The 19,068-nt window shown below is 57.6% G+C and carries 18 protein-coding genes; 12 read left to right on the top strand and 6 right to left on the bottom strand.

Annotation, left to right across the window (positions count from 1 at the left end; translation table 11 throughout):
* Positions 1–27: 27 nt before the first annotated feature.
* Positions 28–654, bottom strand: coding sequence for a TetR/AcrR family transcriptional regulator (locus U6037_RS14320; RefSeq protein WP_322847244.1), 627 nt, complete (start codon positions 652–654; stop codon positions 28–30).
* Between the two features lie 62 nt (positions 655–716).
* Positions 717–1,601, bottom strand: a complete 885-nt coding sequence (locus U6037_RS14315) for a LysR family transcriptional regulator (RefSeq protein ID WP_322847243.1) — start codon at positions 1,599–1,601, stop codon at positions 717–719.
* A 168-nt stretch (positions 1,602–1,769) separates the two neighbouring features.
* On the opposite strand from U6037_RS14315, the gene U6037_RS14310 reads away from it, so the two are divergent.
* Together U6037_RS14310 and U6037_RS14305 are read left to right on the top strand one after the other, a co-directional pair.
* A complete protein-coding gene (locus U6037_RS14310) occupies positions 1,770–3,125 on the top strand; it encodes an MFS transporter (protein ID WP_322847242.1) in 1,356 nt (451 codons plus the stop codon).
* A 15-nt stretch (positions 3,126–3,140) separates the two neighbouring features.
* Complete coding sequence (locus U6037_RS14305; RefSeq protein ID WP_322847241.1) at positions 3,141–3,596, top strand: type II 3-dehydroquinate dehydratase; 456 nt, start codon at positions 3,141–3,143, stop codon at positions 3,594–3,596.
* Positions 3,597–3,614: 18 nt separating this feature from the next.
* Here U6037_RS14305 and U6037_RS14300 read toward each other — a convergent pair whose 3' ends face one another.
* Positions 3,615–4,529, bottom strand: a complete 915-nt coding sequence (locus U6037_RS14300) for a LysR substrate-binding domain-containing protein (RefSeq protein ID WP_322847240.1) — start codon at positions 4,527–4,529, stop codon at positions 3,615–3,617.
* 85 nt (positions 4,530–4,614) lie between these two features.
* On the opposite strand from U6037_RS14300, the gene U6037_RS14295 reads away from it, so the two are divergent.
* Positions 4,615–5,100, top strand: coding sequence for a hypothetical protein (locus U6037_RS14295; RefSeq protein ID WP_322847239.1), 486 nt, complete (start codon positions 4,615–4,617; stop codon positions 5,098–5,100).
* Positions 5,101–5,203: 103 nt separating this feature from the next.
* Here U6037_RS14295 and U6037_RS14290 read toward each other — a convergent pair whose 3' ends face one another.
* Positions 5,204–6,370, bottom strand: coding sequence for an MFS transporter (locus U6037_RS14290; RefSeq protein WP_322847238.1), 1,167 nt, complete (start codon positions 6,368–6,370; stop codon positions 5,204–5,206).
* Positions 6,371–6,464: 94 nt separating this feature from the next.
* Between U6037_RS14290 and U6037_RS14285 the strand changes: the two genes are divergently transcribed.
* Positions 6,465–7,370, top strand: coding sequence for a LysR family transcriptional regulator (locus tag U6037_RS14285; protein ID WP_322847237.1), 906 nt, complete (start codon positions 6,465–6,467; stop codon positions 7,368–7,370).
* 87 nt (positions 7,371–7,457) lie between these two features.
* Positions 7,458–8,711: an MFS transporter gene (locus U6037_RS14280; protein WP_322847236.1), complete on the top strand. Its 1,254-nt coding sequence runs from the start codon at positions 7,458–7,460 to the stop codon at positions 8,709–8,711.
* A gap of 103 nt (positions 8,712–8,814) precedes the next feature.
* Here the strand turns inward: U6037_RS14280 and U6037_RS14275 are convergent, their stop codons facing one another.
* Positions 8,815–9,825: an NAD(P)-dependent alcohol dehydrogenase gene (locus tag U6037_RS14275; RefSeq protein ID WP_322847235.1), complete on the bottom strand. Its 1,011-nt coding sequence runs from the start codon at positions 9,823–9,825 to the stop codon at positions 8,815–8,817.
* A 174-nt stretch (positions 9,826–9,999) separates the two neighbouring features.
* Between U6037_RS14275 and U6037_RS14270 the strand changes: the two genes are divergently transcribed.
* From U6037_RS14270 to U6037_RS14245, 6 genes are all read left to right on the top strand, one after another.
* The gene (locus U6037_RS14270) at positions 10,000–10,914 is read left to right on the top strand and encodes a LysR family transcriptional regulator (protein WP_322847234.1); all 915 of its coding nucleotides are present in this window, start codon (positions 10,000–10,002) and stop codon (positions 10,912–10,914) included.
* Positions 10,915–11,084: 170 nt separating this feature from the next.
* Positions 11,085–11,546, top strand: a complete 462-nt coding sequence (locus tag U6037_RS14265; RefSeq protein WP_322847233.1) for a hypothetical protein — start codon at positions 11,085–11,087, stop codon at positions 11,544–11,546.
* Positions 11,547–11,756: 210 nt separating this feature from the next.
* Positions 11,757–12,272: a sigma-70 family RNA polymerase sigma factor gene (locus U6037_RS14260; RefSeq protein WP_038361474.1), complete on the top strand. Its 516-nt coding sequence runs from the start codon at positions 11,757–11,759 to the stop codon at positions 12,270–12,272.
* Positions 12,259–13,239, top strand: coding sequence for a FecR domain-containing protein (locus U6037_RS14255; RefSeq protein ID WP_322847232.1), 981 nt, complete (start codon positions 12,259–12,261; stop codon positions 13,237–13,239). Before U6037_RS14260 ends, U6037_RS14255 begins: the two co-directional genes overlap by 14 nt.
* Positions 13,240–13,350: 111 nt before the next feature.
* The gene (locus U6037_RS14250) at positions 13,351–15,741 is read left to right on the top strand and encodes a TonB-dependent siderophore receptor (protein WP_322847231.1); all 2,391 of its coding nucleotides are present in this window, start codon (positions 13,351–13,353) and stop codon (positions 15,739–15,741) included.
* A 263-nt stretch (positions 15,742–16,004) separates the two neighbouring features.
* Positions 16,005–16,391, top strand: a complete 387-nt coding sequence (locus tag U6037_RS14245) for a hypothetical protein (RefSeq protein ID WP_322847230.1) — start codon at positions 16,005–16,007, stop codon at positions 16,389–16,391.
* Positions 16,392–16,641: 250 nt separating this feature from the next.
* Here the strand turns inward: U6037_RS14245 and U6037_RS14240 are convergent, their stop codons facing one another.
* Complete coding sequence (locus tag U6037_RS14240; protein WP_322847229.1) at positions 16,642–17,850, bottom strand: MFS transporter; 1,209 nt, start codon at positions 17,848–17,850, stop codon at positions 16,642–16,644.
* A gap of 230 nt (positions 17,851–18,080) precedes the next feature.
* Here U6037_RS14240 and U6037_RS14235 point away from each other — a divergent pair, with 230 nt between their 5' ends.
* Positions 18,081–19,013, top strand: a complete 933-nt coding sequence (locus U6037_RS14235; RefSeq protein WP_322847228.1) for an AraC family transcriptional regulator — start codon at positions 18,081–18,083, stop codon at positions 19,011–19,013.
* Positions 19,014–19,068 lie beyond the last annotated feature (55 nt).

Below are 19,068 nucleotides of genomic sequence, written 5' to 3'. Positions count from 1 at the left end.
CGCCTGAAAACCTTGCTCAGCGATGGGTCAAGGCATGAGGCTGCGCAGGATGAGATTGGTGGTCAGCGTGGGCGCTTGTTCGATCAAATCCAGATTGTGTTGCAACAGCAGCGGATTGACGAAAGGCCGCAACGCCAGATTGATCGCCTCGACGGTCTCGTCCAGCGGGGTCTTGCGCTCGAACTCCCCCGCCTCTCGACCTTGACGCACGATATCGAGGATAAAGCCCTTGATCTGCGCTTCGTACACTTGGGCACTGTTCCAGCGCTCCGAAGCGGAAAACGCGGCGATGTCGTAGAGCTTGCGATCGTTGAAGAACAGGTCCACGCCCGTGGCGATCACGGTTTTCACCAACCTGCGCAAACGCTCGGTGGCTGAAATCGCTTCGGTATTAACCGCTTGTTCGACTGCCGCAGCGATTTGCCCAAGACAGTTGGCGCAAATGGCCTCGCCAATTGCCTGCTTGGAGTCAAAGAATTTATAGATGTACGCCTTGGAAAAACCGATGGCTTTGGCCAAGTCGGAAACCGTGGTTTTACCGTAGCCATATTGGCTGAAATGCTCGTTGGCCGCGGCGACAATCTGGTCACGGATGTCGTGTTCGGCGGGGCCGCGAGTGCTCGGCGAGGAGGTAGATACGGATGGCTGATTCATGGGCGCAGCTTACTCAGCCTGTCGGCGACTGACAATGTGTGATGCGCTATGAACAGCGCATTTCATCCCCAACCCTGTGCCTCTTTAATGAAGTGCAGCACCGCGCTGGACCTTTCATCAATCCGCGAAATCAGCGAAAGCTCACTGACCATTTCCGCTTGAGCCAGCGGCACGATGCGTATGCCCGGCATGGTCAACCGCGTCATCGTTTCCGGGACGATGCTCAGGCCGATGCCGGCCGCCACCAGCCCCGGAATGCTCATCAACGACGGCACGTGCATGATGTTCTCGGGGTGCAGCTGATTTTGCCGGCACGCCTGGAGAGTGTGTGAGGTCAGACCGATGCCGGCGCTGTCCTGTAGAAACACGAATTTCTCATGACGCAGCGTCGCCAGTTCGCCGGTAAAACTGTCCGCCATTTCATGGTTGTCCGGCATCAGCAAGACCAGCCTCGACTGGCTGAAATGATGGGTGCGCAGGCGCTCCGGCAAATGGTCCTTGAAGACCCGGGCGAAGGCCAGGTCCAGTTTGTGGTCGAGCAACATGTCGAACTGCGCGCGGATACCGGCGTCCACCAGCGACACTTTTACTTCCGGGAAAGTGCTGAAGTAATGCCGCAGCAACTGCGGCAAATTGGCCTCGAATAGCGCCGAGTGATAGCCGATGTTGAGCTCGCCCACTTCACCACGGCGCGCCCGCCGTGCGGCAGCAATCGCCAGTTCACTGGACTCGATGGACTGCCGCGCATGGGGCAGAAATGCCTCGCCGGCAGCGGTCAACGCGACGCCACGGTTTTCCCGGCGGAACAATGCCAAGCCCAGCTCGGACTCCAGGGTTCGCATCAACTGGCTCAGTGCCGGCTGCGCAACGCCCAACTGCTCAGCGGCGCGACTGAAGTGCTGCAGGTCAGCGGCAACGACAAAGGCTTTCAGATGACGCAGTTCCATATTTGCTACCCATAAGGCTGGCTTATCTATTTATCGTGATTTCGATAATTATTCTGCAAGCGAGATGCGCTAACGTCTAGCCACCTCGACGATGACTGCCAATTGCGACGCTACTGCGCAGAACCGTCCGGGCATCCCGACACTATAAAAATAATGATGAGCACCCTTATGAGCACAATCAGTCACGAGACTCATGATTCGCGCATGCCGCGCAAAGCGGTGACCGCTGCGACCATCGGCACAGCCCTGGAGTGGTTTGACTTCACACTGTATGGCGCGATGTCCGCGACCATTTTGCCCAAGTTGTTTTTCCCCGCGATGGAGCCAACCGCCGGCCTGCTTGCGTCCCTGGCAACGTTCGGTGTCGGCCTGGCCGCGCGGCCATTGGGCGCCATCACCTGTGGCTACCTGGGTGACAAACTCGGCCGCCGTAACCTGATGCTGGCCACCGTGACCATGATGGGTCTGGCTTCGGTGCTGATGGGTTTGTTGCCCACCTACGCTCAAGTGGGTATCTGGGCGCCGATCCTGCTGGTGTTGCTGCGGATCGTTCAAGGCTTTGCGCTGGGCGGCGAGTCCACCGGTGCACAACTGATGGCGCTGGAACACGCCTCCCCTGATCGCCGCGGGCGCTATTCCGGCATGCTCGGCTTGTGCTCCCCGCTCAGCCAGATATTGGCCAATGGTGTGTTGATGGGCCTGGCCGCGAGCCTATCAAGCGAGCAATTCGAAAGCTTTGGCTGGCGAATTCCTTTCCTGATGGGCTTCCTACTGGTCGTGGTGGCGATTTTCATCCGCCTGAAAGTCGATGAGACCCCGGCGTTCGTGGCCTTGAAAAACACCCCGGTCAAACAGGAAAAAAGCCCGCTCAAATCCGCGGTCGGCAGCCACTACAAAACCATCCTGCGCCTGATGCTGTTTTTCTGCTCGCCCGCTGCGCTGTTCTATCTGATCGTGATTTTCTCCCTCAGCTACCTGACCAAGCACTTGGGCTTCAGCCAGTCGACAGGCTTCATGTCACTGATGGTGGCGAACGTCTGCGCGATTTTCGGTGCGCTGGCCGGTGGTTATCTGTCTGATTGCTGGGGCCGGAAAAAGGCCTTGGCGCTGGGTTCCTGCATGACCCTGCTGATCCTGTTCGTGTACTTCCCGATCCTCAACACGCTGAACGTTGCGGCCATCATGGCAATCATGGGGCTGTTCCTGGGCTTCACCCAGTTCCAGAGCGGAATCCAGCCTGTGGCTTTCGCCGAGGCGTTCCCGACCCAGGTGCGCTATTCGGGTTCGGCACTGGCCTACACCGGCGCCAACCTGGTGATTGGTGGGCCGATGCCGATGATCGCCGTGTGGCTGATGAGCCAGTCGAACAACTCGCCGTGGCCGCTGGTGACCTTGTGCGCGGTGATCAACCTGATCTCCCTCGCGATGATTGTCATCGGCCCGGAAACCCGCGGCATCGACCTGAACGCCGTCGCCAGTGACTACACCCTCGACACTCGCGCTACCGCCCTTCTCTCCAAATAACGCAGCAGGACAACCATGAACCGCACCGTCTTCATCCTCAACGGCCCAAACCTCAACCTGCTGGGTCGCCGTGAACCGCACATTTACGGCCACACCACCCTTGAGCAGATCCGGCAACGCAGTGAAACACTGGCCAAGGAACTCGACCTGATCTGCGACTTTCGCCAAACCAACCACGAAGGCGTGATGGTCGACTGGATTCAACAGGCGTTCGAGCAAGGTGCGGCCGTCATCATCAACCCGGCCGGCCTGTCGTTCCACTCGATTCCGGTACTGGATGCGCTGAAGCTGCTCGACACACCGCTGATTGAACTGCACCTGTCGAATATCCATGCTCGGGACGAACTGCACCGCCATTCGATCATGTCAGGGGTGGCCAATGCGGTGATTTGCGGCATGGGCGCCGACGGGTATCCCCTCGCCATTAGGGCGGTCGATGACTTGTTGCGGCGTCAGGCAAGCGATCACTAACCAGCCTTTGCCGAACGGCTAGTCGGCGGTCGTTTTCGTCTCTTGGCTTAAACTCAACAAACGGCGAAGCCTCGACCGAACCCTCATTGGTGGGGTGTGAGCTGGCCCGGGCTTCGACAGGAGGAAGAACCTCAGCGGACTTGGGCAGCTCAATGCATTCAACGCAATCAATTGCCCATTGAATGCCTCGAGAGAGTGAATCGCTGGATTCCAGAGTGCGATGCCCAACCCTGAGCGGGCGGCTTCGATTGCCTGGGCGTAGTCACCCAGCACCCTGTCGCTGGGCCTGGAGGTCAGGCGTTTGCCGTGATGGCTCATCCATGCTCGCCACAATGTCGTATCGCCGGTGTGCAGCAGTGCAGTGTTCTGTATCAAGGACAGCGGCTGTTCGTTCATGGCGATGACGTCAGGTGACGCCACAGGACAAAGCGACTCGTCGAATAATGGCTCTTCGTCTCCGTCATTCCACAGTCCGCGCCCGTACCTGATGGCCAGATCGACCTCGCCTGAGGACAGGCTGGCATTCAGCGCAGAAGTGACCAGTTCGATACGCAGATCCTGAGGCGACCCTTCCAGTTTGATCAAGCGCGGGATCAACCAGAAACGCGCGAAGGATGCCGTCGTGGCCAATTTTACGACGGGCAAAGTCTGGCCGCCGGGCCGGAGCTGTCGCGCTTGTTTAAGCTGGTCGAAGGCATGAGCAACCTTGCCCAGAGCGATTTGTCCCGTGGCCGTAACGGTGACGCCGCGCGCATGCCGGTCGAACAAGGCGCATTGAAACCATTTTTCAGCCATTTCCACACGTCGACTGATGGTCGCATGGGTAACCTCCAGTTCCTCGGCTGCAGCCGTGAAGGAGCCGGTTCTGGCAGCCGTAAGGGCAGCTTGAAGGGCTTCGAAGGGAGGGAGAATGTCGTCTGAGCTGTACGTCATATGCACAGCTTATGGATAAGTTGCGCTATAGGTCAACAGCTCGGGGCTACCTATGCTGCGCTGCCTTGTTCATTGAGATAGCAGCATGTCGTCTTTCAAAACGCTTATTTCGCCAGTGATGTTCATCGCTCAAGCAACGGGGCTGTGGGCGGGCAATTATTGTTACGCCGACTCCAGCGTACAAAAGCCCATCGTACGAGGTTACGAAGGGAATGGCGGCGTCACCGTTGAACTGGTCATGTCAGGCACGCCTGAAGACGAATGGGCATTGCTCAGAATTCGAGGAGTGGCAACGGAAACGGAGTCAGTGGTACATCAAGCCAGCGTTCAGCGCTCGCCCGTATCGACGTCCTTCGTAGAAACTATCAACGGTGTTTCACGGACAATTTTTGAGGTGCGGATGCATCAGGGTTTTCTCCCGCTTCAAAATCAGGAGAACCATGTTCTGGGAGAAAGCGCTCGCCTGGAGCGACTGAGTGATATCGGCAGTGAACTTGAGAGGTTCGAATCAGAGCGCTATTTCACTCACTCGGCAGGCACTCAGGCAGTGATATCCGCAAGCCGTCCTTGAGGGAACGGCTACTCCAGGCCGTTTGCTGCCTTGCGCGACAGGCAGAAAACGGCCCAAAGCTGTTGGTACATTCAGTATCGGTGGGGGTTGAAACTATACGCAGTTAAACCACTGCAGCTTCAACAGTTCTGGAGCGCCACGCAAACCCCAACACCATCAGCAGTCCCAGGCCCGCCATTGCCGCGCCGGCCAGGGAGATCGCCGGATAACCCAATCCGCTGCTGATCACCGCACCACCCAGCGCTGCGCCAATCGCATTGCCGAAGTTGAAGGCGCCGATGTTTACCGCCGAGGCCAGATTGGGCGCATCCTTCGCCGCTTCCATGACGCGCATCTGCAGCGGCGGCACCAGGGCGAAGCTGGCAATACCCCAGATCAGAATGGCCACAGCGGCCGGCAGCGGCCAGCGCATCAGTACGGTGAACGCCAACAAGACGACAATCAGTACGCTCAGCGAGACGATCAGAGTGCGATCGATTGAGCGGTCAGCGGCCTTGCCGCCCCACATGTTGCCCAGCGTCAACCCGACACCGTAAAGCATCAACATGGCGGTGATGAAGGCAGTGGACGCATGGGTCTCGCTGCTGAGGATCGGTGCGATATAGGTGAAAACGGTGAACATGGCACTCGAGCCGACGACGGTCAGGGCCAGCGCGGCCAGCACCGGGCCGCGCCCCAACACTCGAATTTCTGCCATGACACCGACGCTTTGCGGCGCCCGTACGTTGGGCAAGGCGAACCACAACGCGGCCATGGTCACCACGCCAAGGCCGGTAATCCCCCAGAAAGCGGTGCGCCAACCGAACAGTTCGCCAAACCAGGCGGCCAGCGGCACACCGCCGATGGTCGCCAGCGTCAGGCCCATGAACATCGCCGCGACCGCCCCGGCACGTTTCTCCGGAGCGACCAGGGTGGCGGCGACGACTGAGCCAATGCCAAAAAAAGCACCGTGGCTCAGTGAGGTCACGACCCTGGCAATCATGAGACTGTAGTAATCGGTGGCCAGGGCTGACATCAGATTACCCACGGTGAAAATCGCCATAAGCCCGATCAGCAGAGAGCGCCGGGGAATCTTGCCGGTGGTCAGGGTCATCAGCGGTGCGCCGAGCAATACGCCCAGCGCATAAGCACTGACCAGCAAACCGGCGGCGGGAATGGAAACGCCCAGATCCGCAGCGATACCCGGCAACATGCCCATGGGGGCGAACTCTGTGACGCCGATGCCGAAGGCACCGATGGCGAGTGCAACAAGTGGTGGATTGATACGCATGGAAAGCTCCTCATCTATGCCGCCAATGCTACGATCCTGTCTTTTCAGGCGGTAGATAGCATTTTTGGCAATCACCTTTGCGTAGGAGGCAAAAGTGGATTTCAACGGCAGGTCAGGTGAAATGAGCGTGTTCACTACCGTGGCCCAGGAAGGCAGCCTGTCGGCCGCCGCGCGTGCGCTGGGCCTGACACCTTCGGCAGTCAGCAGGATCATCGCGCGCACCGAGCAACGGCTTGGCACTCGCCTGCTGTTGCGCACCACCCGCGCGATCACCTTCACCGCCGAGGGCGAAGCTTTCCTGCGCGGCGCCCGGCGTATCCTCGCCGACATGGATGAGGTCGAAGAAGCCATCGCCGACCAAGGCGTACCCAAGGGGCGACTGCGGGTCAGTGCCGCCCTTGGCCATGGACGCCTGGCCATCGTTCCCTTGGTCGCAGCCTTCAGCGCCCGATATCCAAACATCGTCGTCGACCTCACCCTCGGCGACGAGGTGGTCGACATTCTTGGCGGGCAAGCCGACGTCGCGGTGCGCTTCGGCCATCTGCCCGATAGTCCGCTGACCGCACGCAGGATCGGCACTACCGGCCAGGTCGTGGTGGCATCGCCCGAATATCTGCAACGCCACGGCGTCCCCCAGGAACCGGAAGACTTGCTCCAACACAACTGTCTGCGCTTCAACTTCCGGCGTGCCGAACCCAACTGGCCATTTATCCACGATGGCAAAGTGTTTTCCCTGAAGGTCAGCGGCAACATCGAATGCAGCAGTGGTGAAGCGCTGGCACAACTCGCGCGAATGGGCGCCGGCATTGCCCGTATCGGTGCGTTCAGCGTGAGCGAGGATCTGCAGCGCGGCGACCTGATTGCGCTGCTGGAAGCCTGGAACCCCGGGGACCAGGAACCGATTCATGCGGTGTTCGTCGGAGGCGCGGCGATGCCGGCGCGGGTGAGATTGTTCGTCGACTTCCTGGTGGAACATCACCGGATGTCAGCGCAGGTATAAGCTGATATTTGCGCAGCTGCATTGCGGATAATTCGGCGCATGCGAATGAGATCCCAAACACAAGGTGCGGAACAAGGAAGTCACCCTTTGAGTACATTTCGAAAGTATCTGTGCCTGGACTTGTTACTCTGGATCTACCTCGGTTGCTGGAATACCACGCTACCTCTGATTATCGTGCAGCGAGGAAGCCTGCTGGAGCTGGCCGCCTACGAAACAGCGCTCGCACTCGCGGCGATCATTTCGATGTTGTGTCTGGCGCCGCGTGTTGAGTCGATGCGCCGCAGTACGGCGCTCGAGGTGGGCTGTTTTGCGATCTTGATGGCCAGCGTATTGCGATATTTTTTTGCCGCAAACTGGTATTCGCTTGATGCGCTGATACTGATCGATGTGATCGCTGCATCAGCATTTGGAATGATCCAGCCTCTGTTGGGTATCTATCCTGCGGAAACCGTTGATAAACATCGGACGGACGCTGCATTTCGCGTCCGACGCATCGTTGTTACTGTCGGCCGGGTTGCTGGGCCTTTGTTGGCGGGTATTGTGATTACGGTTTCCTCACTGGAAGTCTCGGTGCTATTTGTGTCGATAGTGGGATTCTTCATTGTGGTTGTAGCCAAGGCGTTACCCGTCAGCGCAGCCCCTGCCCTGCAACCCAGAAAATCATTAACCGATCTTGTTAATGACATGTTTTTGGGGCTCAAACTCAAATGCGTTCTACCGCCAGAACAGTTTTTGACGTTTTCAGGATTGCTACTGGGTTTGGCCGTAACCGCCACCGTACCGATGCTGGTTCCAGCGCTCATACACACACGCGGTCTGGCTGACGGTAGCGTGGGCTTGTTCAATGCAGTGATCGCGGGTGGAGCCGTCGCAGGTTTGTTCTTTTTAAGTCCGCTGATTACCAGAAAGCAGAATCAGCGCAACAAGTATCTTGGATGTTGGGCCTTATTAACGTTTGCACTCTGTGCAGCGACACAAACCGACGAAATCTGGCAGTTGAGTAGTTGCCTGTTTTTCGCCGGGGCGGCGAGTGCTTGCATTACGATGGTCGGAATGGACAAGAGGGTCATGTCGATCCCCTCCGGCGTACGCGTACGACTGATGGCATCCACGTTAGTGATCAGTCAACTAGGAAGCTCGGTCTCATTCATGATGACGGGCGCCATCATGTCCAGATCCGGCGCAACCAGTTTGATGTGGCTTTATCTCGGGGTATTTCTGATTATCGTCATATATTCCATGCGATCAAAAAAGATATGGCACTTCCTCGAAGATGACGCTGAGTCAGAGCTGTATTACGCAAAAAACCATCCGAAACTGGCGGCGATCATGAGTCCATGAAATGCGGTTGAAGACATTACTCTGTCAACTCCAACTCAGACTCTGCTGGCGAATCTGCTGCGATGGGCCAGAAAAAGGCGCCAAAATTGGCGCCTTAACGTTATCAAGCGACTTTGATCACAACCTTCCCAAATGCTCCCCTCGCGAGATGTTCGTAAGCTTCTCGTGCTTTCTCGAACGGATAAACCTGATCGATCACGGGACGGATTTTATGCTCGTTGAGGAAACTATTCATCCGGTCGAATGATGAGCGCGGCGCCACGGCGATTCCGCGAATGGTCGTCTGGCGAAAAATGAGTGGCATCAGATTGAGTTCAACGGTTTGTCCTGTCAGAAAGCCGATCTGCGCAATACGCCCCGATGCCTTGGTTGCTGCGACCGATTGGTTGATGCCACTGCCACCGGCCACATCAAGTAGTAAATCGACGCCTTTACCTCCGGTCAGTTTCAGCACTTCGTCTGCCCACTTCGGGGTGGTTCTGTAATTGATGCCCGCCACAGCCCCCAGCCCCTTCACGGTTTGCAGATTCTGGTCGCTGCTTGATGTTGCGATTACCTTTGCGCCCAGTGCAGTAGCGATCTGCACGGCAAATATCGATACACCTCCAGTGCCTTGAACCAATACGGTTTGACCGGGCTGGATTTGTCCAAAGTCCACCAGCGAATACCAAGCTGTGAGCGCAGCAATGGGAAGTGTTGCCGCCTCTTCGTCGCTCATGTTGTCGGGTGCACCGACGGCGCTGTCTTCATGGATGATCATGTACTCGGCCAGACCGCCGGGCAACGGTGAACCGAAGCAGTAATCGGGTTCGTTCGGCCCTGGCTCGCCATCCAGCCAACGTGAGTAAAGATGGGAGTTGACGCGATCACCGACTTTAAAACGCGTGACGTTGTCACCAATCGCCACAACCGTGCCAGCTGCATCGCTCACGGGAATCAGCGGTTTGGGCACCATGTGCGGTTCGTAAATGCCGTCGACGATAGCCTTGTCGCGAAAGTTGAGCGAGACAGCACCGACTTTCACCAGTAGCTCGCCAGTCTTGGGTTGCGGGGTCGCTACCTCTCCCAATTGCAGGTTTTCGAGTCCGAAATCTTTCAATAACCACGCTTTCATTGCCAATCTCCAAATACACATCAATGGCCTCGAACCAGAACCGGTTCTGCCTTGGGTGCATTTTTCGCTTTTGAAGGTGCGCAATAAATGCGTGGAAAAAGACATGATTGTTCTATTCTTGGATAACAATCATGTTCAACCTCTTGATTCACTCGGGTGTCATAGGAAAGCGTCATGGAATTGCTTCAATCGATGCGACTGTTCGCCAGGCTTGCCGAACTTGGCAGCTTTACCAAAGCCGCCGAATCGCTGGACATCGGGCGACCTCAGGTGACTCGGTATATCCAGGAGTTGGAAAAGTCACTGGGCGTGCGCTTGTTCCAGCGCACCACGAGAAAGGTCGCCCTCACCGCCGAGGGCGAAAGGTTCTATGAGCGGGTACAGGAAATTCTGGCGGATATTTCTGCTGCGACCTCAATGTTCGATCGATCCGGAATAACGCTCACAGGCCGACTTCGCGTCGATATCCCAAGCGCCTTCGCACAGATGAAATTCATCAATAGCCTTAAAGAATTCACCGTCTGCTACCCAGGTATCAACATGATTCTGGGCGTGACTGATCGGGCCGTCGACTTGATAGGCGAAGGCGTCGACTGTGCGTTGCGTATCGGCGATCTACCGGATTCGAGCCTGATCGCTCGCCCTGTCGCAATGGCGACGATGGTGACGTGTGCCGCGCCAGAGTATTTGAACGAGCATGGCGAACCCAAGACGCTCGACGATCTGGCCTCCCATCGAGGCGTCAACTTCTTGTCCGGTCAGAGCAACAGAATATTGCCCTGGCATTTTTCGGTAAAAGCTCAGGATCGATCCTTTGTGCCTGACGCCGGCATCACCGTCACCGAGTCGAATGCGTACGTTCAGTGTGGCGTGTCGGGCTTCGGAATAATTCAGGCGCCCGGGATCGCCGTGGCCAAGCATTTGGAAAGTCGCGGTTTGGTGGAAATTCTAAAACCCTATCGGCCAGCCCCTCGTCCCGTGTCATTGCTATACCCGAGCCGGACTCATCTTGCGCCCCAGGTTCAAGTTTTTATTGAGTGGCTGCAAGTGCGTTTTCCGCAGCTTCATTCTGACTGGCTGGAACTTTAGCGATTGAGCTGTGTGAACGATGGTTATGGGCAGAACCGATCCTCCCTGAACGTCCCTTCTTCCCCTATTCACACAACAGCCCTTATGTAACCCGAAAACACGCCGATACCGTGCTGCAGCACGGAAGCACCGCAGCAGCACTTACTTCATGGACGGTAGGAACCCGATCAATGTTGGAACACCTCTGGCGCAGCATCCATTCCCCGGACTACTTGCCCAACGTAATGGAGTGGATGCTCCATATTCTGCTCAGCCCGTTCATGGTGATCATGTGCCTGATGGTCGGCGCGCTGGCCGGCAAATGGTGGAGAGCACTGCCCTACGGCAGTCTGACTTGTTATGTGGTCTTTCTGAGCCGGTCTTCTTTCTATCGGTGGGAAAGCATTTTCCCCGTAGCCGGTCTGCCTGCACTGGCAATCGATGGCGCGCTATTGGCGCTCCTCGGCTTCTATTTGAAAGGCGTACTAAGAACCCGCTCTGAAGCAAAACCCGAAGGCCATTGGCTGCGCAGGCTTTATCAAGGCCTTAAGGTCTTCATGGTGACAGTCATGGTGATGTTCTGGGGAGTCGTCGTGCTGTTTGTCGTGGTCTTCACTGTCTCGGTCGCGACCCAACCGTCATTGGCACACTGAGCGGCCTTCTGCTGGCCAGGGTCTGAACGAAAAAGTGCCCGCTGGCTAGCGTTCAAATCGTCCAGACGCTGGATGCATTCTTTTACTCGCAGCCCCTACAGGGTGACGCCATTCGCACCAATGCGAACGCTGAACGCTTCGTATTTGCCTAAGGCCTGTCGCCTGAGTAGAATGAGATTAATTATCAATCATGTACTTTCCGGGGATTCGATGCGCAGCGATGAAACGCTAGGTACTGCAGATCTAGGGCTGCTCTATCGCACCCACCACTCGTGGTTACACGGCTGGCTGATCCGACGCATTGGATGTCGCGATAACGCAGCAGATTTGGCGCAGGACACCTTCGTACGTCTGCTCAAATCCCGTCAGTCCAGCCCCTTGCGCGAACCACGTGCCTATTTGAGCAGTATCGCCCGCGGACTGATGATTGATCAGTATCGTCGTCGCGAACTCGAACGTGCCTACCTGGAAAGCGTCACGTTGCTGCCTCAACACGAGGTTCCCTCGGAAGAAAGCCGGCTGCTGATTCTTGATGCGCTGGAGCGCATAGACCGCATGCTCAGCATGCTTAAACCAAGGGTTCGCCAGGCGTTTTTATTTGCCCGACTCGACGGTCTGACGTGCGCGCAAATAGCCGAAAAGCTCGGTGTTTCCCGCGCGACGATTGAGCGCGACCTAGCCACTGCCCTGCAACACTGCTATCGCTTGCGTTATGTCGAGGCCTGAGCCGCAGGCGCTGGATCCGGCCATTGTTGAACAGGCGATCCAATGGCTGGTGCGCCTGCGCTTCAATCAAGCCGATGAACAAACACAGCTTACTTTTGAGCACTGGCTGCAGCAGCGCCCAGAGCATGTGTTGGCGTGGCAGCGTGTGGAAACGCTTGGGGATGAGTTTGCCGGCGTACCCGCTCAACTGGCGCGCCAAACCCTTGATGGCAGCCATCAGGGAATGCGGCGGCGGGACGGCCTGAAACTACTGGGCATATTGGCCACCGTTGGCACGGCAGCCTGGCTCGGCCGGGACTACACACCCGTACCCGCCATGCTTGCGCAGCAGCGCAGCAGCACCGGCGAGCGACGACGTTTCCAACTCGATGATGGCAGCCTTATCCAACTCAATAGCGATAGCGCCGTCGACAGCGATTTCGACGCCCAGCGACGCCTGATCATCCTGCGACGGGGTGAAATCATCGTGAATGTCGGCGCCGATCAACACTCGCCGCAAACGCGACCGTTCTGGGTGCAATCACGCGACGGGATCATGCGCGCCCAAAGTTCCCGCTTTCTGGCACGCGAGCTTGACGAAGGCACGCTGGTCGCAGCTCAGGAAGGATCAGTCACGGTGTTCCCCGGCGCCAGTCAAAGTCCTGCGAGCCGCAGCGTCCAGGCAGGCAATCAGTTGCTGTTCACATCAAGTGGCGCCCGAACGTTCAGCGACAACGGTCTTGATCTGTGGAGCTGGGGTGACGGCGTGATCAGTGCGCGCAATATGCGCCTCAAGGATTTCATCGTGGAGTTGTCGCGCTATCGCCCAGGGGTATTGCGCTGCGCCGAAGAGGTTGCGGATCGCCGCGTTTCCGGCACCTTCCAGCTCGGCGACAACGATCAGGTCCTGGCACTGATCGCGCAATCACTGCGCTTGCACATTGATTACCGAACCCGTTATTGGGTAACCGTGACCGCTGCTACCTGAGCCCATCAAAACTACCTGAAAAATAATGAGGTGGTTTCTCATTATCGTTCGACCTCTAAGGAAGGCCGGAATACAGGCCAGTCTGTCGATGTCCTTTCTTGGAGCGAGAAAATGAGTTCGTCCCCGGTTTCACAGCGCCATCCATTGAATCGTGCCTTGCAGGGTGCGATGTTGGGTTTGATCGTCAGCAGCTACACATTGCCGTCGCTGGCGCAAACGTCGAGCGCTGACCACAGCAATCAAATAAAGCAGTGGAACATCGCTGCCGGCCCACTGGCGCCGGCGCTTGATCGCTTTGCGCGCGAGGCCGGCATCAGTCTTTCCTTCGACGCGTCGAGTGTTGCGAACCGCACCACCGCTGGCGTGAATGGCTCGCTCGATACGTCTACAGCACTGTCATCGTTGCTGCAGGGGAGCCAATTGCAGATCGAACAGCAAGGCCCGAATGCTTACCTGCTGGTCCCTCAAGCAAAGACCGCCGGCCCGCTGGAACTCGACGCAACGGACGTCGAGGACTACCGCCTTGCCCCTCTCATCATCAATGCCAAGGTCAGGGTCAGTGCCGACGACGACGCCAACTCGGTGGTCGCCAAGGAACTCTGGGTTGGCGGCAAGGTGGCGACCAGCATTCTCAATACACCGGCATCGGTATCAGTTGTTACCAACAAAGAAATGGAGCAACGCAGCGTCAGCACCACGGAAGAGGCGCTGCAATACACACCCGGCGTGATCACTGACTTCTATGGTACGGATGACCGCAACGACTATTTCCAGATCCGCGGCTTTCAGGCTACAACCTACCGGGACGGCTTGACCCTGAGTTCGATGCGCGGCGTACGCGAAGATCCATTCGCTTATGAGCGCATCGAGATTCTGCGTGGCGCCAACTCCACCCTGTTTGGCCCGGCGGACCCTGGCGGCTCGGTAAATTTCGTGAGCAAGCAGCCGCGCTTCGAGCAGTTTGGCCAAGGCTATGTGACCTACGGATCCTTTGACCATGTCGAGACAGGCATCGATGTGGGGGATGCGCTGAACGACGAGAAAACCCTGGCTGGCCGCTTTACTGCCAAGGGCCAAAACAGCGACCGCGAGTACGATCACTCGCAGGACGATAACCAGTTGTTCATGGGTGGCCTGACCTGGGCACCGACGGATTACACGTCGGCGACGATGATTCTGGACTACCTGAAAACCGAAAGTTCGCCCAACAGTGGCGGTTATCCGCTGGACAAGGAATACGACCGCAGCAAGTTTTATGGCGAGCCCAGCTACAATTTTCACGATGTCGAGCGCACCAGTCTCAGCGGTAACGTCACCCATGACTTCGACAACGGCTTCGTGCTGCGCAGCAATCTGCGTTACAGCAAGTTGACCGATGATTTTGGCTACGTTTACCTGAGCGACAGCGCCGCACGTGTCGGTACTACCGTTGACCGCTATCAGTTTGGAACGGACACCGAAGCCGACCAGTTCAACGGCAATCTGATGCTGCAATACGATGCCCGCTTCGAGAACATCGACAGCAGCAGCCTGGTGGGCGTGGAGTACCTCGATTCGACCACCAAGGAAAGCTCGGTCTACGCCCCGACGACCTCGATTGACATTGCAAACCCCGTGTTTACTGGCGTTTCACGCTCAATCGCGCCATATGCCGTCAACAAGCGAGACGCGACCACCAAGGCCGTATTCCTTCAGCAGAACCTGTCGTTCTACGAGCGTTTCATCGTCACCGGCGGTGTGCGCAACGACTCGATGGACCTGACCAGCAAAGGCTTGCAATCCACTGAGAAAGACACCTTCTCCGAAACCTCCTACCGAGGTGCGTTGACCTATATCGTCAACGACGAGGTGTCGACCTATGTGAGCATGGTGGAATCCGTCTCGCCGCCGCAGGTTGGCGTCACCCCGCAGACGGGCAGGCAGTACGAAATAGGCGTGAAGTATGCGCCGATGGGGATGGACGCCCTGTTCTCCGCAGCCGTTTATGACCTGACTCAGGAAAACGTCACCATCGCCGTGGTGCTGCCGAGCGGCATCATTGAGCAACAGACCGTGGGCGAGTCGCGGGCGCGTGGCCTCGACCTGGAGGCGAAGGCGCAGGTGACGCAGAACCTCAGCCTGATCGGTGGCTATTCCTATATGGAGTCCGAGGTACTGCGCGGTGCGTTGTTCGACGGCAGTTCGCTGAAGGGTAATGAGTTCGCCACGGCACCCAAGCATTCCGCTTCGCTCTGGAGTTACTACGACGTGCCCGCGACTGATGTCAGCGTTGGCTTGGGAGCGCGCTATATCGGCTCTTATTACTTCGACGCCGCCAACTCCGGCAAAAGCGATGGCACCACGCTGTTCGACGCCGCCTTCAACTACAAGATCGCCAAAGGCACCGACCTTGCGGTGAACCTCAGCAACCTGCTGGATGAGCAGCACGTGGTCGGTTCCGGCACAGCAAACTTCTACAACCCGGGTCGCGAGGTTACCGCCAAATTGAGTTACAACTGGTAAGCAGGCGTGTAGGCCTTTTTCCCATATAGGAACCGGTGCCCGCTTAATCGCGGGCACTGTCAATCTGGCCATCAATCGGCAAGGTGAAAGCAAGGACGTTTGATTTTCACCGTTACGTGCCAGTCACGCGAGATCGCATCAACCTGTTTTCGAACATCTGCTTTCGGCCCAGAAGCGGACATTCGTACCGCTAGTCAACTACACTGTCGCGACAATCGCATTCAAATTTGGTGCAAGTGTTCATCGGGAAAAAGGGAGGATTGATGAGTCTTGATCTGTGCTTGGAAGCTGATAGTACGCTCACAATTTTGACATTGAGCAATGCCCTTGAGAATGCTGGTGCTCGAAAAGTCGAGGTAACAGAAGATGGGCTATACGCTGAATTTAGCTCAGGACTTAAATTACGTACCGATGACGCTTTCGGTGACCCCTCGATTTATGCTGAGAATACAATGGGTATCGACTTTCCTGTCGCTGTGCGTTGTACCATCAGAATTAAAGGGCCCGAACCAGAGGGAGAGTCGGCTATAGACGATTTGGAAAAAGTCGCCCAATCAATATCTCAGTCGTGTTCAGCCTTCTTTCTAGTTAGCTTTCAGTTCGAACAAACCATGTACTGGCGGGATGCGACAGGGCTACATCGTCCTTGAGGTCGGTGCCTGCGCGTCGTGCTACAGATATTTTTGAATGGTGCTTTTCGGACAAAAGCGCCTTTAATTGATGGGCCGCAATTGGCCGAAAGCTGACCCTCCACACCCGCCCAATCTCAGATGGGCATCCCCCCTCCATCGTCACAAGATGATTGATCGCTGAACCAAAACGCCCCAAGTCAACGAAAAACCGGAAAATCCGGATTGTCATCGACTTCCAACACTGCCTCATGAGAAACGGCTGCTCCCCTCAAGCAGCCGCATTCGCCTCGACAAGATGAACCTCCGTGGCATTGCGCCCCGCCATCCACGCCAACACCGACGCGACAACCAAGACAGCGGCACTAAGCTCGAACGTAGCTTTATAACCACTCAAATCAAAAGCCAGACCACCAATGATCGCGCCACCGGCGATTGCCAGTTGAACAATCGCCACGAGCAAGCCGCCTCCGGCTTCCGCATCATCCGGAAGCGTCTGCGCCAGCCATGTCCACCAGCCGACCGGTGCGGCCGTGGCGACCAGTCCCCAGAGGCCGAGCAACACGGCGGTCAGCACCGGTGATTTGCCGAAGCTGACCAACGCCAGCGCGATGGCCGCCATGATCAGCGGGATGACGGTCAACGTGCGGTACAGGCCGCGGCCCATAAACCGTTCGATCAGAAAGGTGCCGACAAAACCGGCCAGTCCCAGCCCTAGCAGCATCAAGGACAACGTTGAAACGCTGGCGCCCGTCACGCCTTCAAGAAAGGGTCGCAGGTAGGTGAACAGCATGAATTGGCCCATGAAAAAAACGCTGACGGCGACCATGCCCAAGGCCACCGGCGGCTGCTTCATCAGGCGCAGGACGTTGCCGCTATTTGCCTGGCGCTCAGCCTTGAACGACGGCAGGCTGATCATCAGCCACACGGCGGCAAGCACCGCGACCGGAACCACACAGAAGAATGCGCCACGCCAGCCAATCAGCGAGCCAAGAAAGCTGCCCGCCGGAGCGGCGATTACGGTGGCCAGCGCGTTACCGCCATTGACGATGGCCAGCGCTCGCGAAACCTGTTCAGGCTTCACCAGACGCATTGCAGTCGCCGCCGATAGTGACCAGAAACCACCAATCGCAATCCCGATCAACGCGCGCCCTAACATGAAAGACGGGTAGCCCGGCGCGACCGCGACCACCGTGCCGGAGACGATCATCAGCAAGGTCAGGCCCAGCAGCAATTGTTTGCATTCGATGCGCGCGGCGACCGAGGCGATCAACAGGCTGGTGATCAAGGCAAAGGCGCCCGACACGGAAATCCCCTGCCCGGCCTGGCCTTCGGTGATGTGCAGGTCTGCCGCAATCGGCGTCAGCAGGCTAACCGGCATGAACTCTGAAGCGACCAAAGCGAATGCGGCCAGCGACATGGCCAGCACAGCGCTCCAGCCGCCTGTTCTTTTAGAAGGATCTGTAGAAGGAAAGGTCATGGGAACTACCTGTGGTGCGAAAAAACGTATGGGTGTGATGCGCAGGGGCAAGCAGTTTGTCGCTCTTGCGAGCACTGCCCCTGTAACAGATAGACACATTCTCCCGGTCAATCCGGCCCTTCCCTAGTGCATTCCTCTTGAATGCTTGCCTGATCCTCTGGCGATGCAGGGTGATGGATAGGAAACGTCTCGCGCGCGGATTAGAGTTCGGTCAACAGGAGTGACCCGACATGATCCCTACCCCTCTGCCGCAGAAATCACCTTTGGCGTTGCACATTGACCCGCGCGTGAAGGCCCCGGGTGACTTCGCCACGGCCATCCCTGGCTTGTCGTTGTTTCGTCGCGACCAACCGGCGCCGCCCGTGGTGTGCATGATCGAACCGAGCCTGATTCTGGTCGGTCGCGGCGAGAAGCGCTTGTGGGTCGGTGGTGAGGGCTACAGCTATGACCCTTCACGGTTTCTGGTGACCTCACTGGATCTGCCCGCCAACTCCGAAGTGATGCTTGCCAGTCCTGAGCAGCCCTGTGTCGGCCTCGTGCTGAAGCTGGATGTGAGCATGCTCGCCGAGGTCATCACCAAGAGCGGCTTGCCGGCCAAGCGGCAGCCAGCAACGGGCACGGGCGCCGCGATTGGCAGTCTGTCGTCGGCGTTGGAGGGCGCGCTTGATCGCCTGCTGGCATTGCTCGACGAACCCGAGGCGATCCCGGTGCTGGCGCCGCTGATTCTGCGCGAAATCCACTACCGGTTACTCCACACCGATCAAGGTGCGCGGCTGCGGCAGATCACGGCCGTCGATGGTCAGGGTTATCGCATCGCCAAGGCGATTGACTGGCTCAAGCTCAACTACGCAGATGCCCTGCGCATCGACGATCTGGCCGCGCGGGTGCAGATGAGCGCGCCGACCTTTCACCATCATTTCCGCCAGCTCACCGGCATGAGTCCGCTGCAGTACCAGAAATGGCTGCGGCTCAACGAAGCGCGGCGGCTGATGCTGGTCGAGCGCCTCGACGTTTCGCGGGCGGCGTTTGCCGTCGGCTATGAAAGCCCTTCGCAGTTCAGCCGCGAATATGGCCGGCTGTTCGGCACCGCGCCGAGTCGTGACATCGCCCTTTTGCGCGGGCAGCCATTCGAAGCAGAAGCCCTCGGCACAGTCGCGAATTGAACGAAAAACGCTGATGCGCCTCGCCGCGTGTCACCGCTCATAACAATGCACGTCA

This window comes from Pseudomonas sp. B33.4 (assembly GCF_034555375.1).
In the GTDB taxonomy this organism is placed as follows: domain Bacteria; phylum Pseudomonadota; class Gammaproteobacteria; order Pseudomonadales; family Pseudomonadaceae; genus Aquipseudomonas.
The sequence above is the reverse complement of the archived record's forward strand: the minus strand, read 5'-3'. Positions and strand labels throughout refer to the sequence as shown.